General features: G+C 39.7%; 20 protein-coding genes. 10 read left to right on the forward strand and 10 right to left on the reverse strand.

Features of this window, described 5'->3' with window-relative positions; translation table 11 throughout:
- Positions 1-71: 71 nt before the first annotated feature.
- From IPM34_12770 to IPM34_12780, 3 genes are all read left to right on the forward strand, one after another.
- On the forward strand, positions 72-353 hold the full coding sequence (locus IPM34_12770) for a hypothetical protein (GenBank protein ID MBK8956408.1): 282 nt from the start codon (positions 72-74) through the stop codon (positions 351-353).
- A gap of 378 nt (positions 354-731) precedes the next feature.
- Complete coding sequence (locus IPM34_12775) at positions 732-1,091, forward strand: cupin domain-containing protein (GenBank protein MBK8956409.1); 360 nt, start codon at positions 732-734, stop codon at positions 1,089-1,091.
- Positions 1,092-1,151: 60 nt separating this feature from the next.
- Positions 1,152-2,261: a DNA alkylation repair protein gene (locus IPM34_12780; GenBank protein ID MBK8956410.1), complete on the forward strand. Its 1,110-nt coding sequence runs from the start codon at positions 1,152-1,154 to the stop codon at positions 2,259-2,261.
- A gap of 408 nt (positions 2,262-2,669) precedes the next feature.
- On the opposite strand, the gene IPM34_12785 is transcribed toward IPM34_12780, so the two are convergent.
- The 4 genes from IPM34_12785 to radA are packed head-to-tail and all read right to left on the reverse strand — an operon-like array spanning position 2,670 to position 7,550.
- Entirely contained in the window at positions 2,670-3,542 is an 873-nt protein-coding gene (locus tag IPM34_12785) for a flippase-like domain-containing protein (GenBank protein ID MBK8956411.1), read from the reverse strand.
- 6 nt (positions 3,543-3,548) lie between these two features.
- The gene (locus IPM34_12790; protein ID MBK8956412.1) at positions 3,549-4,496 is read right to left on the reverse strand and encodes a glycosyltransferase family 2 protein; all 948 of its coding nucleotides are present in this window, start codon (positions 4,494-4,496) and stop codon (positions 3,549-3,551) included.
- Positions 4,490-6,118, reverse strand: a complete 1,629-nt coding sequence (locus tag IPM34_12795; GenBank protein MBK8956413.1) for a hypothetical protein — start codon at positions 6,116-6,118, stop codon at positions 4,490-4,492. Before IPM34_12795 ends, IPM34_12790 begins: the two co-directional genes overlap by 7 nt.
- A gap of 46 nt (positions 6,119-6,164) precedes the next feature.
- The gene (radA, locus tag IPM34_12800) at positions 6,165-7,550 is read right to left on the reverse strand and encodes a DNA repair protein RadA (GenBank protein ID MBK8956414.1); all 1,386 of its coding nucleotides are present in this window, start codon (positions 7,548-7,550) and stop codon (positions 6,165-6,167) included.
- Between the two features lie 512 nt (positions 7,551-8,062).
- Here radA and scpB point away from each other — a divergent pair.
- Positions 8,063-8,695 (forward strand): SMC-Scp complex subunit ScpB, encoded by a 633-nt coding sequence (gene scpB / locus IPM34_12805; GenBank protein ID MBK8956415.1) that lies wholly within the window; start codon positions 8,063-8,065, stop codon positions 8,693-8,695.
- A 2-nt stretch (positions 8,696-8,697) separates the two neighbouring features.
- Positions 8,698-9,207 carry a DUF2480 family protein gene (locus IPM34_12810; GenBank protein MBK8956416.1) on the forward strand — a complete coding sequence of 170 codons (510 nt, stop codon included), beginning with the start codon at positions 8,698-8,700 and terminating at the stop codon, positions 9,205-9,207.
- A 705-nt stretch (positions 9,208-9,912) separates the two neighbouring features.
- Here the strand turns inward: IPM34_12810 and IPM34_12815 are convergent.
- The 6 genes from IPM34_12815 to IPM34_12840 form a co-directional block, all read right to left on the reverse strand.
- Positions 9,913-10,701, reverse strand: coding sequence for a TIGR00266 family protein (locus IPM34_12815; GenBank protein ID MBK8956417.1), 789 nt, complete (start codon positions 10,699-10,701; stop codon positions 9,913-9,915).
- Between the two features lie 135 nt (positions 10,702-10,836).
- Positions 10,837-11,826, reverse strand: a complete 990-nt coding sequence (locus IPM34_12820) for a cytochrome c (GenBank protein ID MBK8956418.1) — start codon at positions 11,824-11,826, stop codon at positions 10,837-10,839.
- Positions 11,827-12,493: 667 nt separating this feature from the next.
- On the reverse strand, positions 12,494-13,981 hold the full coding sequence (locus IPM34_12825) for a DASS family sodium-coupled anion symporter (protein MBK8956419.1): 1,488 nt from the start codon (positions 13,979-13,981) through the stop codon (positions 12,494-12,496).
- 28 nt (positions 13,982-14,009) lie between these two features.
- Positions 14,010-14,741, reverse strand: coding sequence for a TerC family protein (locus IPM34_12830; protein MBK8956420.1), 732 nt, complete (start codon positions 14,739-14,741; stop codon positions 14,010-14,012).
- Between the two features lie 118 nt (positions 14,742-14,859).
- Positions 14,860-16,455 carry a DUF1501 domain-containing protein gene (locus tag IPM34_12835; GenBank protein ID MBK8956421.1) on the reverse strand — a complete coding sequence of 532 codons (1,596 nt, stop codon included), beginning with the start codon at positions 16,453-16,455 and terminating at the stop codon, positions 14,860-14,862.
- Positions 16,456-16,489: 34 nt separating this feature from the next.
- Positions 16,490-18,241: a DUF1800 family protein gene (locus tag IPM34_12840; protein MBK8956422.1), complete on the reverse strand. Its 1,752-nt coding sequence runs from the start codon at positions 18,239-18,241 to the stop codon at positions 16,490-16,492.
- A gap of 150 nt (positions 18,242-18,391) precedes the next feature.
- Between IPM34_12840 and IPM34_12845 the strand changes: the two genes are divergently transcribed.
- From IPM34_12845 to IPM34_12865, 5 genes are all read left to right on the forward strand, one after another.
- Positions 18,392-19,714, forward strand: a complete 1,323-nt coding sequence (locus IPM34_12845) for a methionine adenosyltransferase (GenBank protein MBK8956423.1) — start codon at positions 18,392-18,394, stop codon at positions 19,712-19,714.
- A 347-nt stretch (positions 19,715-20,061) separates the two neighbouring features.
- Entirely contained in the window at positions 20,062-21,144 is a 1,083-nt protein-coding gene (locus IPM34_12850; protein MBK8956424.1) for a DUF3667 domain-containing protein, read from the forward strand.
- Between the two features lie 34 nt (positions 21,145-21,178).
- Positions 21,179-21,598: a methylmalonyl-CoA epimerase gene (gene mce, locus IPM34_12855; GenBank protein MBK8956425.1), complete on the forward strand. Its 420-nt coding sequence runs from the start codon at positions 21,179-21,181 to the stop codon at positions 21,596-21,598.
- A complete protein-coding gene (locus tag IPM34_12860; protein ID MBK8956426.1) occupies positions 21,585-22,361 on the forward strand; it encodes a sulfite exporter TauE/SafE family protein in 777 nt (258 codons plus the stop codon). Before mce ends, IPM34_12860 begins: the two co-directional genes overlap by 14 nt.
- Entirely contained in the window at positions 22,358-25,492 is a 3,135-nt protein-coding gene (locus IPM34_12865; protein ID MBK8956427.1) for an ATP-dependent helicase, read from the forward strand. The genes IPM34_12860 and IPM34_12865 overlap by 4 nt, the downstream gene beginning before the upstream one ends.
- Positions 25,493-25,528: the final 36 nt, after the last annotated feature.

Raw genomic sequence — 25,528 nt, forward strand, 5'->3', positions numbered from 1 at the left:
GTTAAGAGGTTTAAAAATAGGGTGGAATATTTAACTAATACTTTTTCTATTGACAAATATTTCTCAAGTCATTGGAAAGACATTTCTTGCATTTAAACATAGTTTTGGGTATTTTTGCAACTATGGAAGCACAAAGCATCAAAGCCGAATTAATAGAATGGTTAAAAGAATTAGATGATAAGAGTATTTTGACATCCTTGCTTCAATTCAAAAAATCCGCTGAATCTGGAGACTGGGTGGACAAACTTACACAAGAACAAATTGAATCTCTTGAAAGGGGTCTTTCAAACTTATATGATGGTAAAATCATAAGCACAAAGGACTTTTGGATTTCATATGGCAGGCAAGTATAATGTTAACTGGACTCTTGAAGCCAAGAACCAGGTTGATCAAATTTTATCATATTTGAGAGAAAATTTTAGCGAAAAGGAGTGCAATGATTTTTTAGATCTTTTGTTTCATTTTGAAAAAGCGATTACCTCTTTCCCAAAATTGTTTAAAGAATCGAGTGTTTACAAAAACTGCAGACTTGGTATAGTACATAGACATGTTACAGCAATTTACATATTCCGGGGAAAATCAATTACAATACTTACCATAATTGATAATAGAAGCAAACTTAAAAAATAAACTATTCTTATTGAACCTGCCATTTTAAACAGGTAAACTAAATCCTTCCGCAACTATAGAATATTTTGCATATGTTCGTACATTCAAAGAATATTTGCAAAATGGACGTCATCAACATTCAAGAAAAACTAAACTCCTTTGAAGATCATTGGAACCCCAGAATTTTAGCTGAACTAAATGGTCAGCATGTTAAAATTGCAAAGTTTAAAGGAAGTTTTATTTGGCATAAGCACGATTTAGAAGATGAATTATTTATGGTACTCAAAGGAAGGTTTACCATGGAATTCAGAGACCGGAAAGTCACCGTCAGTGAAAATGAAATACTCGTGGTTCCCAAGGGTGTCGAACATCGCCCGGTAGCCCAGGAGGAAGTATCGGTGCTTTTATTTGAACCGGCTGGGACCTTAAATACAGGTGATCAGCAAAATGAATTAAGCCGGAGTCAATTGGAAAAGATCTAAGCTTTCTTAAAAATCATTGATGCCTTTTTATTCTCCTTCTTCATTTAGCAATCCCAGCTTATGAGTTCACTACTAAAAGATTTATATACAACAGATTTTGTCAGGCAATTTGCAATTCGGCTTTCAGAAGTTGTTCCCGACGCGAATGAAAAGGAATTTATCAAAGATGTTTTCGACAAGGATTGGAAAAACAAAGAACTCAAACAGCGCATGCGGCATCTTTCTACCGTGCTTAAAAAGCAATTGTCGGCAGATTACAAAATAGCTTCGAAGCAAATCGTAGACTTGATAGAACACCTGCAGTTAAAAGGCATGCGGGAATTCAGCCTTGAGTTCATGTTTTTACCCGACTTTATTGAACAATTTGGGCTCCATGATTTTCATGCATCTGTAAAGGCGATGCAACACATTACTGTATTCACCAGTTGCGAATTTGCAGTACGTCCGTTTCTCATTCGTTACAGAGAACCCATGATGAAGCAAATGCTGGTTTGGTCAAAGCATCCTCATGAAAAAGTCAGAAGACTTTCGAGTGAAGGAACCCGTCCTCGCTTGCCCTGGGCCATGGCTGTGCCCTATCTCAAAAAAGATCCTAGTCCACTGATTCCCATTTTAAACAATCTGAAATCTGATTCCTCTGAAACCGTAAGAAGAAGTGTTGCCAACAGCATCAACGATATTTCGAAAGATCATCCAGATCTTGCCCTCAAAATTGTTAAAGAATGGAAAGGCATAAGCAGGGAGACCGATGCACTCATCAAACATGCCAGCCGCAGCTTGCTCAAACAAGGCCATTCGGAAATTCTGAAATTTTACAAACTGCACAAAAGCGATCACTTCAAACTCACAAAATTCCAACTCAGACAAACGAAAATCAAAATGGGTGAAGATCTTGAATTCACCATAAGCCTGGAAAATACCCGTCCGAAACCATCTACCCTTCGGCTGGAATACGGCATCTATTATCTTCTAAAAAACGGCCAACATTCGCGCAAAGTATTTAAAATCAGCGAACGCGAGATTCCCGGATACAGTCAAATTGATATCACCCGAAAACAAAAATTTAAACCCATTACCACAAAGGTATTTTATCCAGGAAAGCATAAAATTTCAATCATTCTAAATGGGAAGGAGTTTGGGGAGAGGGCTTTTAGGCTTTTAGGCTTTTAGGCTTTTAGGCTTTTAGGCTTTTAGGCTTTTAGACTTTTAGACTTTTAGACTTTTAGACTTTTAGGCTTTTAGGCTTTTAGGCTTTTAGGCTTTTAGGCTTTTAGGCTTTTAGGCTTTTAGGCTTTTAGGCTTTTAGGCTTTTAGGCTTTTAGGCTTTTAGGCTTTTAGGCTTTTAGGCTTTTAGGCTTTTAGGCTTTTAGGCTTTTAGGCTTTTAGGCTTTTAGGCTTTTAGGCTTTTAGGCTTTTAGGCTTTTAGGCTTTTAGGCTTTTAGGCTTTTAGGCTTTTAGGAAAAAACGGAGTCTAACGAATGTTAGTTCCATAATTGCCAATTATTTTTCATTATTTTTCAATCATAATTAGTCGAAATCGTATTCATTCTGAATAAATATTCTCAGCACCTTCAGGGGCTAGGTATTGGTAACTTCAAAACTATTTTTCTTAAACGCGATGAACATGCCTAATAACGACACCCCTGTAGAAATGATATAAAATACAAAACCAACGGCAATGGCCTCTTCAACGATACCGCCCACCATCGGAGCACCATACATAAAGCAAATTTCGCGGGCGCCTGCTCCCCCTATGGTTATCGGAATCATAGCCGCCAGGGAAGAACCCAAAAACAGCAACAGGTATGCACCCAAATGCTCTTGTTGTTGCAATGCATAAATGATTCCGAATGCTGAAAATATTTGCGCGAGTTGAACGAGCAATGAATAAAAAGCCAAACGAAATCGTATCGACAGGTACAATGGATCGATGAACCTGAGAAATATCCAACTACAAAGAAGGGATAACATCAATGCAAATAGTAGCCAATAAAAGTAAATTTTAAATGCACTCAACAGCAACATCAATAACAAAGCCCACTGCACCAAAGCAATCAGACCCGAAATGCGATCTGCCAATACCAATTTTATCAATTGTCCAATGGATAAAGGATATCTATCCTTTAACACTTTCATTTTATAGGCATCGCCGCTGATGCCTCCCGGTAGTAATAAATTGTAATACATGCTCTTCCAATACAAAAGCAGGTTTTCTTTCCATTCAAATGGAGGGCTATGCAAATTCACCAGGGACCTGAAACGCTCGGCAGAAACCCATTTTGAAAAAGCAAAACAACAGATTGCAAAAAGGAGCCAGATGGGATCGGCTTTGCTCAAAACAGAAAAAAAATCCCCCCAATTTATTTTTTGTGCGATGATCAAAATGATCGCCATGGAGATCAACAATTTGAGCGTCCATTTTAACCAACCCGGAAAGGTGTAAGTAATCATTTCAGCTTAAAGGGTTTCTTCACGGAGGCTGTGAACTTTCCGGATCCTGTACACTTTTTTACCCTGAGATTCATAGTAGGTTCGAAGTTGCATTTCGGAAAGTATACCGAGTACGATCAATTGCAACCCGGTCACCATCAGGATCATCCCTAAAATTAAAATCGGCCTTCCCCAGATATCATGTCCGGCTAACTTTTCACCAAAAAGATAGATCATGATCAACACTCCGATGAACGTGAACAAGACTCCCCATCCACCGAACAAGTGCATGGGTTTGTGCCTGAATTTTTTCAAATACAAGATCAACAAAAGGTCGCTTAAAACACGCATGGTCCTGTTGATGCCATATTTTGATTGTCCAGCATTCCGGGCATGATGCAAAACCGGAGTTTCATCCATACGGGCTCCTTCCAGATCGGCAAGAACCGGTATAAAGCGATGCAATTCTCCATAGATTCCGAGACTTTTAGCCAGATCCGATTTCATCATTTTCAGGGTACAACCGTAATCGTGCAGATGAACCCCACTGGCATTTCTGATCAAAAAGTTGGCTATTTTAGAAGGTATTTTTCTCAGAATAAATCCGTCTTTTCTGTTTTGTCTGATCCCTGCCAGCAGATCCAGATTTTTTGACTTTGCCATTTCCAGCATTCGGGGTAAATCAGCAGGATCATTTTGTAAATCGCCATCCATGGTGGCGATCCATTCGCCGGATGCCAGTTCGATTCCGGCTGCCAGGGCAGCACTTTGACCGTAATTTCTCCTGAATTCAATGATTTTCATATCTCGCTCCTTCAGCAAACTCAAGCGTGAAAGCGTATCGTCCCGCGAACCATCATCCACAAAAATCAATTCATACTTCAGGCTCTTTAAAGCAGCTCTGAGCCGGGATACCAAAGGTTCGATATTTTCGGATTCGTTAAAAACACATATGACTACTGAAAGCTCTACCATGATTTGTTTGTCAATTTCATTACATTTAAATACCTTCCGGTTTCAATAAAAACCGAATCTATTTTCACCCCGCTAAATTCAGGATAAATTTCCGGATCGACAATATAGATCGCTGTTGTATCTGTCGCATGAAGTTGTTGGGTGATTATCTGCTGATAATTCTGTGTAAGATAATACCTGGAGATCTGGTGCAATTCGGTATCGCCATAAATGTACCAGACAAACATTTTGTATTGTCGCATGACTCTTTCCGCATCGATTTTACAAGTGTAAGCTTTTTCGCGAACAGGCCTGACTTCCAATACAGTCAGGTTAAAAACAATTCTTACAGCCAACATAAAAATCGCCAACCACAGTATCCAGTTCTCTTTGGCTTTCCATAAAACCAGACAAAACAGAGTCAATAATAAAGCAGAGCCCAGCCAAACTGTTGTCATTTGGGGTATTTCATTTGCTGATTCAAATAAGGGCAGCCCAAAGCTAACGCAAGTTAGTAAAGCAGCAATTGATATGAAAAACTTTTGGAAAATAGCCGGTAAAAATTGTTCATCCTGAACCTGGTTTTGGTAAAAATGAATTACCCATAAATTAAATAGCGGAATGAACATCAACAAATATCTGGGATACACTTCTACCGAAAGCCAATAAACCGGTATATTGGCTGCCAACATGATCCAATTATATTTTACAAAATGATGCCCGCTGATCCAGGACCAGAATTTTTTCGTAAATATGAATACAACAAATAAAGACCAGGGTAAAAAGTGATACAATTGTTCGAATGGAAAAGTAAAAAAATGAACAATTGTTTTGAAAATACCATGGTGTGTAGCGGTCCTCCTCAAAGACTGATCGGCCAGAACAGAAAACACCTGATCTAAAGGCACATAAGCCATGTAAACCAAATAATAGGTCACAACGGGAAGCAAACCTATCACTGCACAACCGATGTGAATCCAGGTAAAGAATTTCCGTTTAAATTCTCCAAAAAAAGCTAGTGCCACAATCATACTTATCGCCTGGAAAACCAAGGCCGGTAATCCTTTCAACATAAAAGCAACCGAACAGAGCAAATAAGATAACAAGAAAAAATGCAGCCATTTGCCCTTGTTGCCAAAATGATAGAGCCACATGAAATTCAGAAAAATCACCCACGAAAAACAGATATCGATCAAACCGTACATGCTGTCCCAAAAAAGAATTCGTCCACTTGTTAGAAACATCAATACAAGTGTAATTCCTCTGAATCCATGCGCGTATCTTCCCGTCCAATAAAAAACAGTAGCAGCAAAAATCCCAAGAAAAAATAGATTGACCAGTCTGGAAGGCATTTCGCCACCGTGACCCATTACCAGCGTGTTCAAATAGATCAGCCAGTTAAACAGCGGAGGTTTATTCAAGTATAGTTCTCCGTTTAGAGTTGGGACTATAAAATTTCCGGAGAGCTTCATTTCCAGTGCTACCAGATTTCTGATTCCTTCGTCTCCAATGATCGGCAGATTTCCGAGGTTCAGTAAATATGCCGGGATCCCTAAAATAAGCGCCAGCAGGCCTATTTGGCGATTTGAAATGCCATGAGCCCGATTATTTATTATTTGAAAAATAGAATGGATTAGATTCATCTAAAAGATCCGTTTAATACAGTCGGTTTTTAGTTGGGAAAAATTTTCATGTTTTTGAAAATACGAGATCGTAGAGTTCGTCCACGGTAGCAATAGGTACAATATTCAGTTTGTATTTGGATGGGTCCCAGGATTTTAAATTGTATTTGGAGATGCACACCGCCTTAAATCCTATCCGTTTGGCTTCCTGTATCCTCGATTCAATTCTGGAGACCGAACGCACTTCCCCCGATAATCCCACCTCGGCTGCGAAACAAATCTGTTTATGCAATGCTTTATCTTCCAAAGATGAAATGACAGCGGCAACTACAGCCAAATCCATAGCCGGATCACTGACCCGAATGCCACCGGCAACATTGAGAAATACATCTTTTTGTGCTAATGAAAACCCGCATCTTTTTTCGAGTACAGCAAGCAACATCGCCATTCTCCGATTGTCAAATCCATTGGCCACACGCTGAGGGCTTGAATAGACTGCAGGACTTACCAATGCCTGGGTTTCAATTAACAAAGGACGCTGTCCTTCTATCGTCGCCGCAATTGCTGAACCACTTAAGAGTTCCTCGTTCTGCGACAGCAGCAATTCGGAAGGATTGGTAATGGCACGCAAACCATTGGCCTGCATTTCGTATAAACAGAGTTCATCAGTCGATCCAAATCTGTTTTTGAGTACGCGGAGGATGCGGTAGGAGTAATTTTTTTCTCCCTCAAAATGAAGAACCGTGTCGACCATGTGCTCAAGCAATTTAGGGCCTGCAATTTCACCCTCTTTATTGATGTGACCAATGATAATTACAGGAGTCCCGCTTTCCTTAGCAAAACGTATGAGTTGAAATGCACTTTCACGGATCTGACTGATGGATCCCGGAGCAGAATCCAGATCTTCGCTAAACAAGGTTTGGACGGAGTCAACAATCAGCAACCCGGCTTTCAGCCGAACGGCTTCCGCAAGAATACTTTGGACGCGCGTTTCCGATAACAAATAGCAGGATTTTGTTGAAGACTGAATGCGGTCAGCTCTCATTTTTATTTGTCCGCCACTTTCTTCTCCTGAAACATAGAGTACATTTTCCACTTTTACCTGCAAAGCCAATTGGAGCATCAGTGTAGATTTTCCGATACCCGGCTGTCCGGTTAAAAGACTGACTGATCCTTTTACCAGTCCTCCTCCCAGGCCCTTATCTAATTCCGGATCCCCGGTAGGAATTCTTTTTTCAGAAATAGAAGTGATTTCTTCCAATAAAACAGCAGATGGCTTTCCTGGCAAATCTTTAAAATCTTTCCACTGGCTGCTCAATTTTCCAGACACTTCGCGTTCGACAACCTCTTCTACCATTGAATTCCAGGATGCACAAGACGGGCATTTTCCCTGCCACTTTGGGGAAGTCACCCCGCATTCAGTGCAAACATATACGGTTTTTAATTTGGCCATCTGTCAGGTCTTATAATCTCAAGGAAAAGGCAAAACTAAGCAAATAGCGGATGAAACTGCCTGGAGATCATCGCCGAAGTAATGGTCAGATTTTTAAATGTCTGTGAAATTTCCAGACAAACAATTGCAGAAAATCATGGGATTTCCCATCAAATAACATTTTATTTTAATGTTTATAAAATTGAATATTAATAAATAGTAATTTTTTTTGGATTAAAAGAAAGAAATTATTAATTTTCGGAATCATAAGTGGAACTCTTTTTCCAGATTTTCTGTAATAAATAGCATAAGGGAGTATGGAAATTCGTTTCATATTTATGAATAAGTTATAAAAAAACTAAGTTTCAATTGGTTTTTTGGGGTTATGCGGGGTATCGTTCGCTAGGATGGTACCCTGCTTTTTTAATGATCTTTTATAGAAATTATTTGTTATTAATTATTCGAAGCAGCTGCTCAATTTCATCGGAATTTTTGATACTTCCGGGATTTATGGCAGTGCTTAATTTTGCAGTATGAATTTAAATCCATTAGCACCTGCCGTTGAAAGTTTGCTGTTTGTTTCTCCGCAACCGATAAGTCCGACGGAGATCAAGTATTGCATTGAAAACAGCAGATCAATCAGCATCAGTCTCGATGAAATAGAACATGCTTTATTCCAGTTAGCGGAACGATATACTTCCGATGAATACGGAATAGAACTTAAAGAAATAGCCGGTGGTTACCAGTTTTTGTCCAAACCAGCACATTTTCCGGTGATCGCTGAACATATCAAGATGACCAACCGCAAAAAACTTTCCAAAGCGGCCATGGAATCATTGGCCATAGTGGCTTACAAGCAACCTATTTCCAAGTCGGAGGTGGAGCAGATCAGGGGAGTCAACTCCGAGCACTCCATTCAAAAATTAATGGAGAAGGAATTGGTCGAGATTGTGGGAAGAAGCGAAGGTCCCGGTAAACCAATTTTACTGGGAACGACACAAAGGTTCATGGAATATTTTGGTTTAAAGAGCCTGACTGATCTTCCAAAGCTGAAGGATTTTGCGGTGCCCGATCAGGAAATAGGAGAGCCTGCCCCGATAGAAGTCGAAGCGAAAAACCCGGAAGAACCCCTTGCTGAAATAAATACCGATAGCTCGGAAGAATAAATATGGATGTACTTGTAAATCGGGTTGCACAGAGTGGATTAATCACCATTAAACTGGAAGATTATTATCCGGAGCATCCTGTTTTTGAGTTTGACTTAAAAGACTATCTTTTTCACGGCCTTATTTTAAAGGAATTGGATTTTAGAAAAGCCCTGAAAGAACATCCCTGGGATCAGTATAAAAATGCATACATATCTATTCATTGTTCTGCGGATGCGATCATCCCCACCTGGGCTTATATGCTGGTAGCCAGTTATGTTGCGCCCATTGCAACCGATGTTTTTTACGGTACTAAAAAAGACTTTTTAATCTATTACTATCGCGAAAAAATAAGGGCGATGGATGTCAGCATCTATCGGGATGCTAAAATAGTGATCAAGGGTTGCAGTGAAAAGGAAGTTCCGGCATCTGCTTATCTCGAATTAACTGCAAGACTTTTACCAATTGCTTCGTCGATCATGTTTGGCGAGCCGTGTTCGACGGTTCCGGTGTATAAGAGGCCGAAGGCTTAAGGCGTTAGGCTGAAGGCGTAAGGCTGAAGGCTTAAGGCTGAAGGGGAAAAGGGATTGAAGAGAATAAGGCGAGAAGCGAAAAGCGAAAAGCTTAAAGCTTAAAGCTATTAGATTGCGTTATACTACGAACTTTTGTTAGTCAATTTTACTAATAATCCATCAACTAAAAACTATCAACTAATTCGCTAAAAGCGAGAAGCGAAAAGCGAAAAGCTATTCGATTGCGGTATATTACGAACGATTGTTAGTCAATTTTAATAACAACCATCAAATAAAAGGCGAAAGACTAAAGACTAAAGGATTAAGGATTAAGGATTAAGGAGCCAAGCTTAAAGAGAAATTTTTAAAAATAAAAGTTCCATACTAACGTTTGTTAAAACGTGATTACTTTTATAAATATAATTGCGGCGATGGACTTTTAGAAGATTAAACTTTTGTTACCAGTCATTGAACCACCTTGCAAATAGATCCCGATTTCAAGATCATTTAATAGAAACTTTAAGTTACATGATATCGGGACTGCAAAATTCATGAATCAGCTATCCTACAATCCTCCTTGCTTTCTGCTTCTCGCTTTAAGCCTTTTCATCAATTCTCCTTCAAATGCAAACTCTGAATTGCTCCTGAAATGAAGAAAATTTAAATTAACTGCCAGGCCTCTTGATGTCGGAACTGTCAACTGAGAACTGTTAACTGCCAACTTCCTCAACTATCTCCATCCAGGATATTACCGAGTCCACCAAGGATGCTGCCTTCTTCGCGTCTGCGGAGTCCGCCATATTGAATGATCCGGGATGCCAGTCTGCTGATGGGTAAGGATTGAACCCACACTTTTCCAGGGCCACGAAGTACGGCATAGAATAAACCCTCCCCTCCGAATACCATATTTTTTACTCCCCGGATAAATTCGATATCGAAATCGATTCTCGAAGTATAGGCGACTACGCAACCGGTATCCACGCGCAAAGTTTCCCCGACTCCCAGTTCCAGTTCTTTTACAAATCCACCGGCATGAACAAAGGCCATGCCATCGCCTTCCAGTTTCTGCATGATAAATCCTTCTCCTCCGAAAATTCCAGTGCCCAATTTTCTTTGCAATTCGATACCTACGGATACACCCATCGCGGCACACAGGAATGCGTCCTTTTGAGCAATAACGCGATTGTCGAGTACACTCAAATCGAGTGGGATAATTTTTCCGGCATAAGGAGAAGCAAAACTCACTCTGGCTTTACCAGCGCTCTGATTGGTATAAGCAGTCATGAAGAGACTTTCACCGGTAAGCAACCTTTTCCCTGCGGAAAAAAGTTTACCCATAAAGCCACTTTCCTGTTGGGTGCCATCGCCAAAGATAGTGGCCATGTTGATGCCGTCTTCCATCATCAAAAATGAACCGGCCTCGGCAATGGCCGTTTCACCCGGATCCAATTCAATTTCTACATATTGCATTTCCTCACCGAAGATGCGAAAGTCTATTTCGTGGTTGCTGCGCATAAATATTTTTTTTGCAAAGGTAAGTTTTAGAGAATTTCATTGTTTGAGAAATTCTCAGATTGCAGAACATCCGCCATCTTTATAACAGTCTCATAATATTCGCCAATTATAAAAGGATAAAGACAGGGACAAAACTCATTCTACTTTTTCTCCGGGCTCGTACACTACCTGTTTGATCCTATTTTTAACCGGTTTTACGGTTTGCAGATAGCGGTAAATAGCCTTGAGTTCGAGGGTATCCATTCTCGAAAAAGCACCCCAGGGCATCGTACTTCCTTTGTGAACTCGTCCCTTTTTAAAGCGGGCAATAAATGCATCTTCCGTCCACTGTGACATAATACTGGTTTCCGGATCAGGGGTAATGTTTGGCGTTACAAATGTTTTTCCCTCAGAAAATTCATCCGGAGGAAATACCGTGCCACCCGCAAAAGGTTCACCAACAAAAGCTCCGCTTTTTAAATCCCGTTCCGTATGGCAACCATTGCAGTTGGCCACAGAATTTGCCAGGTATTTGCCGTATTCAGCCGTTGTATCGATGGTCACTGATTTTGGAGGATCTCCTTTTGTGCCTTGAGGTTGGATGACCCCAAAACTCATTAATGCTTTACCAAGCATACTTAAAGAAGTTTTTGGAACGGCATGGTTAACAGCCGGTTGGGAACGAAGATAGGATATGATGGCGGTAAGGTCCTCATCGCTCAACTCCGCAAAGGGCATAAATGGAAATATGCAATTACCATCCTTGCCAACCATATGCCTCATAACCCTGGCTAATTCCTGGTCTGTGAAATTACCTATACCAGTCTCTGCATCCGGAGTGAGGTTGGGCGCTCTGAATGTGCCTGGAGGAATGGTTAAAGACCAGCCGCCACTGAGGGGGATCACTTCACCATTTTCTACATCTTCAATTTTATCCATCGGAACATGGCAGGTTCCACAATGGGCAGGCCCATAGGCCAAATGTTTTCCCCTGGCGATCACAGCACTGTCGGTGCTGGCTTTTATTTCAGGCAAGGGAGCCTCGAATTTCTTGTCCCAGGTCAATTGGATGTAGATAAATACCAGGGCAATTACGCTGATAATTCCAATAACCAGCCACTTGAAAATTTTGATTAAAGCCTTCATATGGAGTTGATTTTGTTTCGAAGAAAGCAAAAATATCGCATTTTATTATCAGAATAAAAACAATTTCCCAATTTAATATGGAAAATCCCAGAAACGGGGAGGCAGAAGGGGTTTTTATACCCCGGAAAATAAGGTTCTTTAAACTTATACTTTAGTTAAATTCTTATGATTTAACATCTTATCAATCGCAAACTTACATATATGAAATACTCCATTTTAATAAATTACCCTGCACTGTAATTCTTTTTCAACATTGGATTTAAGCTGTTCAAACTGCTATAGCTTTACAGTGCTTTTGCCATGGTAAAGAAATAATACCGTGGATCAGGGGGTGCTTTTGAACGGGGCATCCCTTTTTTTTTGACTTTTGGACCTTTTGACCTGTAGGTAAATTCAAAACCCAATTTATTAGCATGCGGGAGTTCATATAATTTCACCCCTTCGGGGTTTTGTTCCAGAATAAAATATAAATAGAATTTTTTATCCGCAACACTTTCGCTCTGAGCTCAATCTCAATTCTGTTTTCTTATGCCTTTTTTATTATACCTACGTACCTTTTTCCCTTTGGCCTTCAGCCTTAGGCCTTAGGCCTTAAGCCTTAGGCCTTAAGCTTTAAGCCTTAGGCCTTAAGCCTTTTAACCTCTATACCTTTCAGCTTGCCATGAACTTACAAAATCCTCGAAATCATAAAGTAACTCATCAAGCTGACAATTACGATGCTCCACATATTTATGACAAATCCGGCGCGCAACATCGATCGCATGGGAATTTCTCCACTGGCAAAAACGATGGCATTGGGAGGCGTGCCCATTGGCAACATGCCGGCACAGCTGGCGCCTAATGCCATGGGTATTCCTAAATACAAAGGGTGGATATTTAAAGAGATTGCAACAGATGTAACAATGGGTGCCATGACCAAAACTTGTGCAATGTTGCTCATGACTTCGCTTAAAAACACTGAAACTGTGGTCACCAGAAAAATGAGCAGTAATAAATGCTCGGGTGCTGTTCTTGAAATAAACTCTCCCATACGCTGCATGATCCCGGTTGATTCCAGGCTTTTGGCAAGAGCCAATCCGCCACCAAACATCAGCAAAATACCCCAGGCCATTTTGGTGGTGTCTTTCCATTCCAACAAACTAACGAATGTTTGTTCCTGAGAAGTTTCTGATTCTTTTCCCGAGGGTACGATAAACAACAGCATGGCCGCAAAAAGTGCAATACCCGTATCACTTAAGTTCCAACCCAGATACGTTATAAATAAATCTTTAGTGATCCATAACAAGGCTGCAAAACAAAATACAACAAACACTCTTTTTTCAGCTTTTGTCCAAGGGCCCAAAGCTTTCAGTTCATTTTCAATAAAAGCACCGGCTTCATCCCCCGGTGTGTGGTCAATTTTAAACAACAACCTGGTAAAAGAAAAATACATCGCTGTCAAAATGATGACTGCGATTGGAAAACACAATGCAAACCAACTTACAAATGTGATGGAACCTTCCAATTCTGAATTGACGTATCCAACGTAAGCAGTATTGGGGGGTGTGCCTATGATGGTGGATATTCCACCAATGTTGGAAGCATATGCAATGCTGAGTAAAACTGCTATTTGAAGTTTTCTGAATTCCTTTGAATTGATTTGATCTTTCAATACATGTATAACAGACAGTGCAATAGGATACATCATCAGAGTCGTAGCGGTATTGGAAATCCACATACTGATGCAAAAAGCAGAAACCATAAACCCAAGAAGGATGCGATTTAATGAGGAACCTGTTTTTGTCAAAATAAACAAAGCGATCCTCTTGTGCAAATTGCTTTTTTCAATGGCAAGTGCAAGAAAAAAACCTCCCATAAATAAAAAAATTATGGGATCCGCGTAATGCGGTGCCGTTTTATTTAAAGTCTCAATTCCCAGCCATGGAAACAGTATCAAAGGAAATAAGGCTACTACCGGCATAGGCAACACTTCAAAAATCCAAAAAGAAATCATAAGTATTGCACAGCAACTCAAGCGGAGTGCACTTTCATTCAACGCAAATGGATTTGTCAAATAGTTGAGCAGGATCAGCAAAAAAATCAAAACCAGGGTGGCAAATTTAGAATTTGAATTTTCGAATTTTCTACTCTTCGAATTCTTGTTTAAACTATCCATTTTATAAACGACAAGAACCAGAGTGGTCCTATTTCATTTTGGCTGCTGCACCCCGCAGCCCGGCTCTGATGTTGATGGCTTCCACGCCCACAGAAAATGCCATGGCAAAATAAATGTAAGCTTTTGGAAAATGAAAGTGCAGGCCTTCTGCAACCAGTGCAGTACCGATCATGATCAGGAATGCAAGTGCCAAAACCTTAACTGCAGGATGTTTATTTACAAAATTGGCAATGGAACCCGATAACAGCAACATGACTAAAACCGATACAACAACAGCGGCAATCATGATGTACAAATTACTCACCATTCCAACAGCAGTGATTACAGAATCCAGAGAGAATACAATATCAATCAGAATGATTTGCATAATGATGCTGTTGAAGCTGATTTTGGCAGGAATATGAGCATCTTCTTCCTGACTGCTGGCTTCCTCTACTTTATGGTGAATTTCTTTTACACTTTTAAAAATCAGGAACAAGCCTCCGAGTAATAAAATCAAATCTCGTCCCGAAAGCGAATAAGTATGCACCGTAAATAACGGTGTTGTGAGTTTCATGATCAGGCTGAGCGAAAAAAGCAAAGCTATCCGGGCAAACAAAGCCAGAAAAAGTCCAAGTTTTCTACCCCTTTCCCTTTGGTCTTCGGGAAGTTTATTGGTTAATATGGAAATAAAAATGATGTTATCAATTCCTAAAACGATTTCCAAAGCCACCAAAGTGATAAATCCTACCAGTAAATCGGGATTTAAAAAAGCATCCATACATGAATTTTAACAGACTGCAAGTAACAAAAAAACCAGTAAATACGGGATTGATAAAAACAAAAAACCCCGAAAAATGATTCCCGGGGTTCTTTTGTGTTATCGAAATCTAAAAAACTTATCCGCGAACTTTCATCATATTTTTTACCTGCTGGATGGAACCATTTTGCAACCTCACGTAATAAATTCCTGCAGGTGCCTCTTCCAGATTGCATTCAATGTCATATTTGCCGGCCTGCATATCTCCGTCAACCAAGGTTTTGATGACCGATCCTTCGTTGTTGATAATCTGGATCATCGTATGACCACCAAATGTTTCAAATTTAATTTTGGTGCGATCGACGAATGGATTAGGATATGCATATACCAGATTTTCACCCAGTTTCGTATTGTTATCGTGGACGGATGTCGGGATGCAATTGCTTTGATCGAGTATGGGCAGTTTCTGATAATTGCGCAGCAATACCGTTTCCAGATCCGGATCAGGTACGCAAAACCAGTTTCCTAATATCGAAGCATAAACCGATCTGAAATCGTATTGCATGGGCAAATTGGAATTTGCTTTGGAATTTGGATCGATCACAGGATTTGTTCCCACAACCCCCGGGATGACTTTGGCACCAAAAACAAACATCGGTTGAGCAGCGCCGTGGTCGGTTCCACCGGATGCATTTGAAATAATTCTCCGGCCAAATTCGGAGAAGGTCATACCCAGTACACGGTTTTCCATACCCAGCAATTTAACGTCATCCATAAAGGCACCGATCGCATCGGAAAGCCCTTTCAACAAATTTGCATGGTTACCCGTGCTTTTATCATTGACATTTGCCTGATTGGAATGGGTGTCGTAACCTCCGGTGCTTAACCAAAAAATACGCGTTTTGATACCTCCTGAAATCAACTTCGCTACAATACCAAGTTGCTGACCTAAAGTGTAGCCAAGTTCACCGCTCTTCGGGTACAATTGAGAAAGGTTAGCTCCTTTGTCGGCTGCCCCTTTTACAGAGTCTCCGAATTTATCTGTTTGTCTTTGCACTTCCCTGACATAAGCCAATTCTTTGCCTAAATAATTGGATGGAGCGGGGTCGACAAATAAACTACCCGTAAGATTCAGCGGATCCGAGGTGTTTGAAATGGAAATGGCCATCGGAACTCCCTGATTTTGTAATCCTAAAACGACGTTTCCACCCATCCGGATTCCCAATGGATCGGGCATATCGGTGTTTGGAAAACCTACCGGATAATTCGGATATTCATAAGCCAGATATCTGCCGGCCCATCCTGAATAAAGGAATTCTGTGGAGTCGGAACCAGTCATCATGATATCCGTTGCACGGAAATGCGAATAATTAAATTTCGTATATCCTACGCTTTGAATGACAGAAAGTTTACCCTCATTATAAAGGTCATACATACGTGTCATAGCCGGATGCAAAGCTGTGGCACCATTGGTACCCCCAAGTTTTAAAAGTTTATTTTCAGGAACCAGAATTCTTTCGCGAATTGAAGGAAGAGCAAGTGCGGCATATTGATCAACAGGAATCACGGTATTCAATCCATCATTACCACCGCTTAATTGTACGATGATCAATACGCGGTCTGTTTCGTACAGGGAATTGTGCAAAGCCGATAGCATCGGACTGGAGGCGTGGGCTGTAACTGTAATTCCACCAACCGTAACCGGAACTGTTTGTAAAAACGATCTTCTTTTCATATAAATGTTTTAAAGGAGATTAATGATTAAAAAATTAACAAAGATGGAATTCTGCTGAAGACATGATGTAAATGAACAAGTCCTGCAACATTGTTGGAACTCTTTTGGCCTCTGGATCCGTTGTATTTGGATTAGCCAGATACACTTCCCAGGCGTCGGTCCAATAATAATCAGTGGATTGACCCAAAAGTAAATAGTTAGTTTTCAACTGGTCTTTTACCGATTGTGATACCGCAGCGCCAAGCAACAATTCTACGGCTTCTGATATTAAATCATTTGGATCCGATGGATTGGCAAATCTTTTGACAAAGTCAACCCAATTGTATTTGACTGTAAATCCGTATGATGGACTGGAAGCTCCACCATAGGTATTGTTTTTATTGAGAGAAAAACTGCTTCTCGAAAACGTTTCATAACCTGATTTTCTTACAGGATATGTCGATGTATCAATCCAAAATTCGTAATACGATGGCGCCTGGTAATAGGCAGGCCATCCGGCCACATTGGGAGGATCATTCACATCCTGACCGGCATTAACATTAAATGTATGGACTCTGTTCCACATGTAGTATTGTGCCTCCAGTTGTGCACTTGTTGGAATCGGGTATTGTAAGGCTCTCACAATACCTACGTGATATTCAATGGCACTCTTGATCATACAACCCCTGTGTTCGGGTTTGAAGAAATATTCTGAACCCAAGAGGGCTTTGACCACATAATGCATTTGATCGGGATCATTGGTATATTGTCTGAATATTTCAGCAAGTGGCTCGATAACTTCTGCTTCGATTTCCGGAGTGATTTCATAATAGACGAAGAAATTCCATAGTCTTCTGCAGATGTATTTCGAAACTTCTTCAGTGGCAAAGATCATTTCGATTAAATCATCCAACTCCTTGAATGCCCTTTTTTCCTCTACGGTTTCGAAAGGTGCCTTATCTTTTTCCTCAATGCTTGTATCGGTGATGATGACTTTATTTCCGTAAAATGCCGAAAATTGCTTGGGATTGGTATCGTGATTATTTTTGTTGAAGCCTTTTGTGGGGAGAATATTCAGATTATTTGCACGGGTCACCAAAGTCCATCCCGTCAATACCCTGGCTGCCGCCTTTACATCATCTTCTGTATATCCTGATCCTGGTCCTTTTCCCACTGTAAACAATTCCTGAAGTTCCCGGGCATAGTTTTCATCCGGTGCAGTTTTGGTATTTACATTTCCATTTAAATAACGCAGCATCCCCGGATCCAGGCTGATATCTTTTATCAGTTGCTTATAGTTTCCAAAGGCATGTTTTCTGTAGAGATTCTGAGTAAAAAAAACACTGTTCGAATTTTCAACCACGCTGTCTTCGATGACCAGAACGGTTTGATAGAATTGGATCATTTTTTCATAAACGGTTTGTTCCTGATGGATCATCAATCCAGTCCACCAGTTTTTTAAACTCAAACGCCTGTTGTTGCTGGGACTTGCCACCACATTCGCAGGAATTGGGGTATTCACCCAGGTTTTGCCCCATTCGACAGCGTATTTATATTGACCGGAACCGACAGGATCCTCATATTTTTCCAGCGTATCAAGATCTGGATTTGCATTATTAAAATAAGCTCTGACCGGTGGGTCTGGAATCTGTGGTGTTTTCGGAACCAGCAGATCTAAAACTTCCTGAAAGGATTTATTTTTAAAAAATTCAAGATCAGCATGGCTCACGCCAAACATTGACCTTCGGAGGAGGTGGAGTAACTCCGGCTTTCCGAAAGGGCCGGAAAAAGGTTTTAATAGTCCCATACACGATTGTTTTAATAGGTAAAAATACGAGTAATTAACACTTTATTTATGAAAATACGAGAGATTAATGGGTTGGGTTGCTCAGCTATCATAAATAATAAAGGGCACATCCTTTATCTTTGCCGATCAAATATATAAATTAAATAAAGAATGCCGTATTTATTCACCTCCGAATCCGTTTCAGAAGGACATCCCGATAAAGTTGCCGACCAGATATCCGATGCACTCATCGATCATTTTTTAGCTTATGACAAAGAGTCTAAAGTCGCCTGTGAAACTTTGGTAACTACCGGACAGGTCGTACTTGCCGGAGAAGTAAAGTCTAAAGCTTATCTCGATGTACAGGAAATTGCCAGAGAAGTCATCCGTAAAATCGGTTATACCCGTTCAGAATACATGTTTGAAGCCAACAGCTGTGGAGTTTTTTCTGCTATTCACGAACAGTCTGCCGATATCAACCGCGGTGTAGACCGGAAAGTCAAAAAGCAGAATTTTGAAGCCAGAGCCAACGCACAGGGTGCGGGAGACCAGGGGATGATGTTTGGGTATGCTACCAACGAGACCGATACGTATATGCCTTTGCCCTTGATGTTATCACACCTGCTGTTGCAGGAGTTATCTAAAATCAGAAGGGAAGGAAAAGTGATGACCTATCTGAGGCCTGATGCAAAAAGCCAGGTAACCATTGAATACAGCGACGATCATAAACCACTCCGAATAGAAGCCATTGTGGTTTCTACCCAACACGACGAATTTATATCTGCGGGAAAAGGAATTCAAGCCCAGGAACTGGCCGATTTAAAAATGTTGAAGCAAATCAGAGAAGATGTCATTCAGATTTTAATTCCCCGGGTAAAACGGAAATTGAATACCTCTTTAAAAAAGTTATTTAATACGGATATAACCTACCACATCAACCCAACAGGAAAATTCGTTATTGGCGGCCCCCACGGAGACACCGGATTAACCGGCCGAAAAATTATCGTGGATACATACGGAGGAAAAGGTGCTCATGGAGGAGGCGCATTCAGCGGAAAGGATCCATCCAAAGTCGACCGCTCTGCTGCTTATGCTACCCGCCACATTGCAAAAAACATGGTTGCTGCCGGTTTGTGCGATGAAGTCTTGGTGCAGGTTTCATATGCCATCGGGGTTGCACGTCCCTGCGGTTTGTACATAAATACATTTGGAACCAGCAAGCTTAAAATGAAAGACAGTCAACTGGCCAAGCGCATAGAGAAATTATTCGACATGCGTCCTTATGCCATTGAACAACGACTCAAATTGAGAAGTCCGATTTACTCTGAAACAGCAGCTTACGGACATATGGGAAGGCCATCAGAAACTGTTTTAAAAACGTTCAATGCCGGAAAAGCCAATGAAAAAACCGTGAAAGTGGAGCTTTTTACCTGGGAAAAACTGGATTATGTTCGGAAGATCCGGCAGGAATTTGGTTTAAGAGGCAAAGCCTGAAATCCGTTTTCATCCATCTTCCTTCATAAGCATGACATACCTGATTGAAGTTGCGAATGACCGTATTTAAAAGCGGATCATCAATATTCTCCTATGGCCTGGACTTGAATTCAGACTTCTTTATTGAACCCAATCTCTGCATTAGAATTGAAAATATACTATATATTGTTGATTATCAATATATAGTTTCCAATATATTGCAATAGATAAGGAGATTTACAAAAACCCTAAACAAAGCTTATTGCCTATTGCTTTAAGCTAAGAAACTGGATTCCATTGCATGAATTGGGTTGAATAAAGTCCTTTAAAATATTTCTGGTCCACATTTCCCTGTATAGCTTTGCAAAATGGCCAGAATCAGGATCAAACAGATTGCATGCTCGAATTGCCAGTATCTCTTTAACAAGGGTGAAAATTTTTGTCCAAACTGTGGCCAGGAGAATCACCATCCCAATCAGCCTCTTCGTCACTATTTCGCCGAACTGATTGAGACCTTACTACACCTGGATTCAAAATTCTTTGTAACCTTAAAGACCTTGTTGACCAAACCGGGCCAGGTCTCCAAAGAATACAATCAAAATAAAAGGGAGCGCTATATGCCTCCTGTCAGGCTTTACGTCTTTGTGAGTTTTGTCTTTTTTTTAGTCCTGCAATATCAACCAGTGATTCGGGTGAACACTGATGAACCGGATGAAAATGAGATGATTGGAACCCCATTGGATAGTTCAAATAAAAATAAGCATTCAGATACGAAGATCGACAGCTCAGTTGCGAAAGAAGGGGCATTGATATTTGATAGCATTCAAGCTCAAATCGACGGCCAGGATGTCTTCGAAAATACTGGGGATACGATACCAGCGAAAAAAAAACGCAAAAGTTTATTAAATTTTAATATTTCCCAAGCACAACTGGAAAAGATGAAGGAATTCAATCCAGCCCAAATAGATTCCTTTATTCTTTCCGAAGATGGAACACCAAACTTTTTTACCCGAAGAATAATAAAGCAGATGATCAAATGGTCAGAGCATCATGAAAATCTTCTCGATAAATTTAAGTCCACAATCCTTAAATTTTCTTCGACATCTTTATTTTTTCTGATGCCTATTTTTGCGTTCATCTTGTATCTATTGTATTGGAGGAGCAAAAGAAATTATTATGAGTTTCTTATTTTTTCTATTCATTTCCATATACTGGTATTCATCGTTTTAAGTTTTCTCTTCATCATTCAAAGGTTAATACCAATTCCTGTTTTGATCAATTTCACCCTCGTTTTTGGAATATACATTTATCTTTGGATGGCAATGAAAAATCACTTTGGGCAATCCCATGGAAAATCTTTTTTAAAATCATTTTTAGCCGGAGTGACTTATCAGTTTGTGGTTTTAATAACTGTCATATTTATTTTTTTGGCTGGCTTTTTATTTACTTAATTAAAATATAATCGGAGATTAATAAAATTGAAACATGATCAGCCACATCGAACATATAGGAATTGCAGTCAAAGATCTCAAGATTGCTAATGAAACATACGAACGTTTGTTAGGAATTCCTCCCTACAAAGAAGAGACCGTTACTTCCGAACATGTTGTCACTTCCTTTTTCTTAAGTGGAAATCAAAAAATAGAATTGCTGGAAGCAACCCATCCCGAAAGTGCCATTGCCAGATTTATTGAAAAACGAGGAGAAGGCATCCATCACATTGCATTCGAAGTGGATGATATATGGGCAGAGATGGAGCGTTTCAAAAATGACGGATTTACCCTATTGAATGAAATTCCAAAACGCGGTGCCGACAACAAATGGGTTTGCTTTATACATCCCAAATCTGCACACGGCGTGCTTATTGAATTGTGCCAGCAAATAACAGAAGATGAGTGTTTATGAAATCTGTTTTGCTGTCGTTGGTGGATTTCTTGCAGGATGCATCAATACACTTTCCGGCAATGGTTCTGTCATAACCCTGGGCTTTCTTACCGGAGTCATGGGGCTTCCCGGCAATGTCGCCAATGGCACCAACAGAATAGGCATCATTACGCAAGGAGCAGCCAGCCTTGAAGCTTTTTTCAGGCATCAGAAAATTCCGTTAAACGCAAGTTGGCGATTGTTGATCTGGGGTTTTTTCGGAGCCATAGCCGGTACCCTGGTTGCCATAAAAATTTCAGCTGATCAGTTTATTTTGATATTTAAATATCTCATGCTGGTGCTGCTGATATTTATTCTCGTCAACCGCAAGCAGGCCCATCATGAAGCATTTCCTGAAATTAAGATGACGCCCTGGTTGTACATACCTGTGTTTTTTGCTTTCGGCTTTTACGGAGGATTCATACAAATGGGCATGGGAATTTTTTTACTGGCCTTTATGGTTTGGTATATGAAATTTCCAATCATCGAAGCCAACGCTTTAAAAATAATTATGGTCACTTCTTATACCGCCCTAGCCCTCCCTATTTTTCATTTTGCGGGATTGGTGAATTGGAAAATAGGTCTAACCATTGCCTTGGGCCAGGGTTTCGGTGGATGGCTCACTGCCAACTGGGCCAGCAAACTGCCCAACGCTTCTGAATGGGCTTATCGCTTTTTAGTGGCGATCATGATTTTTACACTGTTGAAACTATTTGGTTTACTAGATTGGTTATTTCAAGCATGAATCCTTTAATTAAGAGCTCGGAAATTTTTGATAGAGAATATAGACAACTCAACCCAGCCCAAAAGTTGGCAGTGGATACTTTGGACGGACCTCTACTGGTAATTGCAGGGCCCGGAACCGGGAAAACCCAAATTCTCACGATCCGCATTGGAAACATTCTTTTAAAAACAGATGCAGATCCAAGAAACATTCTATGCCTGACCTATACAGAATCGGGGGCGGCCAACATGCGCAAAAGACTCATCCAGTTTATTGGAGCCACAGGATATGAAGTAACTATATCAACCTTTCATGCATTTTGCAACAATGTGATCCGCGAAAACCCTGACAGCTTTCTGCATTATAGCGATTACGAAGTAGTCTCAGACTTAGAGAAGAGTGAGATCTTGTTAAATCTATTTCAAGGTCTTGATAGAAACAATGTTCTTTATAAGTATAATGGGAATTATAGTTTTGAATTTTACAAACTCACCTCCTTCTTTGATTCCATTAAAAAAGAAAACTGGGACTCTCAACAGATGTTGCAAGACATAAATCAATGGGTATCAAAACAGAGAGAAAGTGATGAATTCATCTATAAACGTAAATCCGGTGAAAATAAAGCCGGAGATTTTAATTCTAATAAATTTGAGAAGGAAATCATCAGAAGATTTGAAAAGACCAAGGCAGCAATTCAACTCTATGAAAAATACCAGGATGCATTAGATGCCATCCAACGTTATGACTATGAAGATATGATCAAATGGGTGATCAAAGGGTTTGAATCTGATGAAAGCCTCCTTCAAAAATACCAGGAAAGGTATCAGTATATTATGGTCGATGAATATCAGGACACCAATGGAGCCCAGAATAAAATACTGTTTCAATTACTAAACTATTTTGACAGACCTAATGTATTTGCAGTCGGTGATGACGATCAGGCTATTTTCAGATTCCAGGGTGCGAATGTTCAGAATATGTTTGATTTTGAGCATTTGTATGCTCCTGAGAAAATAGTGTTAACAAGAAATTACAGATCATCGCAAATTATTCTGGATACTGCAAAAAAAGTTATCGAAAACAATAAGGAACGACTTATAATAAAAGATGCAAGCCTCAATAAAGACTTAATAGCTTCCGGAGAGCATGCCGGCGAAATTATTCGTCCCATTTTTACGAAATATACCGATCAACGATCGGAAGTTCTTCATGTATGTCAACAAATAAAAACTCTTATTGATAACGGCACAACTCCGGAGCAAATAGCTATTCTATATAGGAATAATAAAGAAGCTGAACCTTACATCAAATGGTTTGCTGCCGAACAGATTCCTTATCAAACCAGCAAGCAATTAAATCTGCTTCATGATTTGATGTTTCAGCATATTTATAATCTCCTGGCTTTTTTAGTCAAAAATAATGCTGCTCCATTTCAGCAAGATGATTTGTTATTTAAAATATTGCATGCCCCATTCATTTCTCTAAATTGTGAAGAAATTTCCAGACTTGCCTATTTTCTGAGCAATGAGAAAAAAAAGCGCCAACAAGAACAGGAACGAGAGACACCAGGTCCAGATTATTCTTTAATGACTTTGATGGGTGATACCAGCCGATTATCTCAAGCCGGGATCCAGAATTTCAATGGGTGCCAGGAATTGAGTGCACTGCTCAACAAATTTCAAAAAGAAATTTACGATCATACACCTCAGGTTTTTCTTGAAAAACTACTTTTGGAATTTAATGTCCTAAATTTTATTTTATCGAAAGAAAACCGGGTTGAATTGCTTAATGTATTAAATACATTTTTTGAATTTATTAAATTGGAATCTCAACGAAATCCCAAATTAACCGTTGAACAATTAATTTACAATTTGGATTCATATCAATCTAATAACATAGGGATACCACTCATCCCTTTTGGTGGTTCCCTAAAGGGAGTCCATCTGTCCACCTTGCACAAAGCAAAAGGTCAGGAATATCAATACGTGTTTATGATCAATTGTACTCAACAAAATTGGAGTGCAAAAAATGTAACGCATTTCAAATTACCAGATTCTTATATTAATCAGAATATTGGAGCTGATGAAGATGATCGACGTCTTTTTTATGTTGGAATCACCAGAGCCAAATGCGGGATATATTTGTCCTATGCCGCTGCCAAAGAAAAATCAGAACATGTGCCTTGCAAATATATTTCTGAGATGTTTGAAAGTGGATTGATGGATGAACGGACTCATATGACCGATCCGATCGATTACAGCACGCAACTCGTTGTTGACATGAGCCCCATAAAGAAAGATTTTAAAGAATTGGAAGATGACTACTTTAACCATTTTTTAGAATCATTTTATTTAAATCCTACTGCGCTCAGTAAATATCTAAATTGTCCTCTTTCATTCTATTATGAAAATGTATTGCGTATTCCCGGCGCACGAACTCCAGCTCTTGGTTACGGAAAAGCTGTACACGACGCATTTGAGCAATACATGAAAAATACCATGTTGAGAAAAACTGTTCATAAAGAAGCCTTATTGCGTTATTTCAATAAAGGGATGGAAAAAGTTCATTCCCATTTTACATCTGCAGAATTTGACAATTATAAAGCAGAAGGTGAACGTGTGTTAGTTGGTTTTTTGGAACAATTTTCTGAAGATTGGAATCAGGCACTTGATTATGAAATTGAATTTTCAATAAAAACTGAAATAAACGGAATCCCTATTTCCGGAAAACTGGACCGAATTGATATTTTGCCAAATGGACTCAGAGTAGTGGATTATAAAACAGGAAAACCGAATCCTAAGGATAAAATGAATGAACCTTCAGATAAAAATCCATATGGAGGAAATTATTGGCAGCAAATGGTTTTTTATGCCGTTCTTTTAAAAAACCACAGTAAATATCACCATTCATCAGTAACAACTGCATTCTATTATGTGCAGCCCGATAAAGAAAAGAATAAGTACATGAAAGTTGAAATTGACACGACAGATCACATTCCATTTCTCACTCAGCTTATCCAGGAAACTTATTCAAAGATCAAAAATAAAATTTTTACACCAGGTTGCGGGAAAGAATCCTGTGAATGGTGTAAATATATCAATTCAGGGGCGGCTATCGAGTTTTTATCTGTGGAGGAAGACCTGGAAGAATAGAGTTTCTAAAAAAAAAAAATTCCAAATACTTTCAAA

The organism is Saprospiraceae bacterium (assembly GCA_016716185.1).
Lineage (GTDB): Bacteria > Bacteroidota > Bacteroidia > Chitinophagales > Saprospiraceae > Vicinibacter.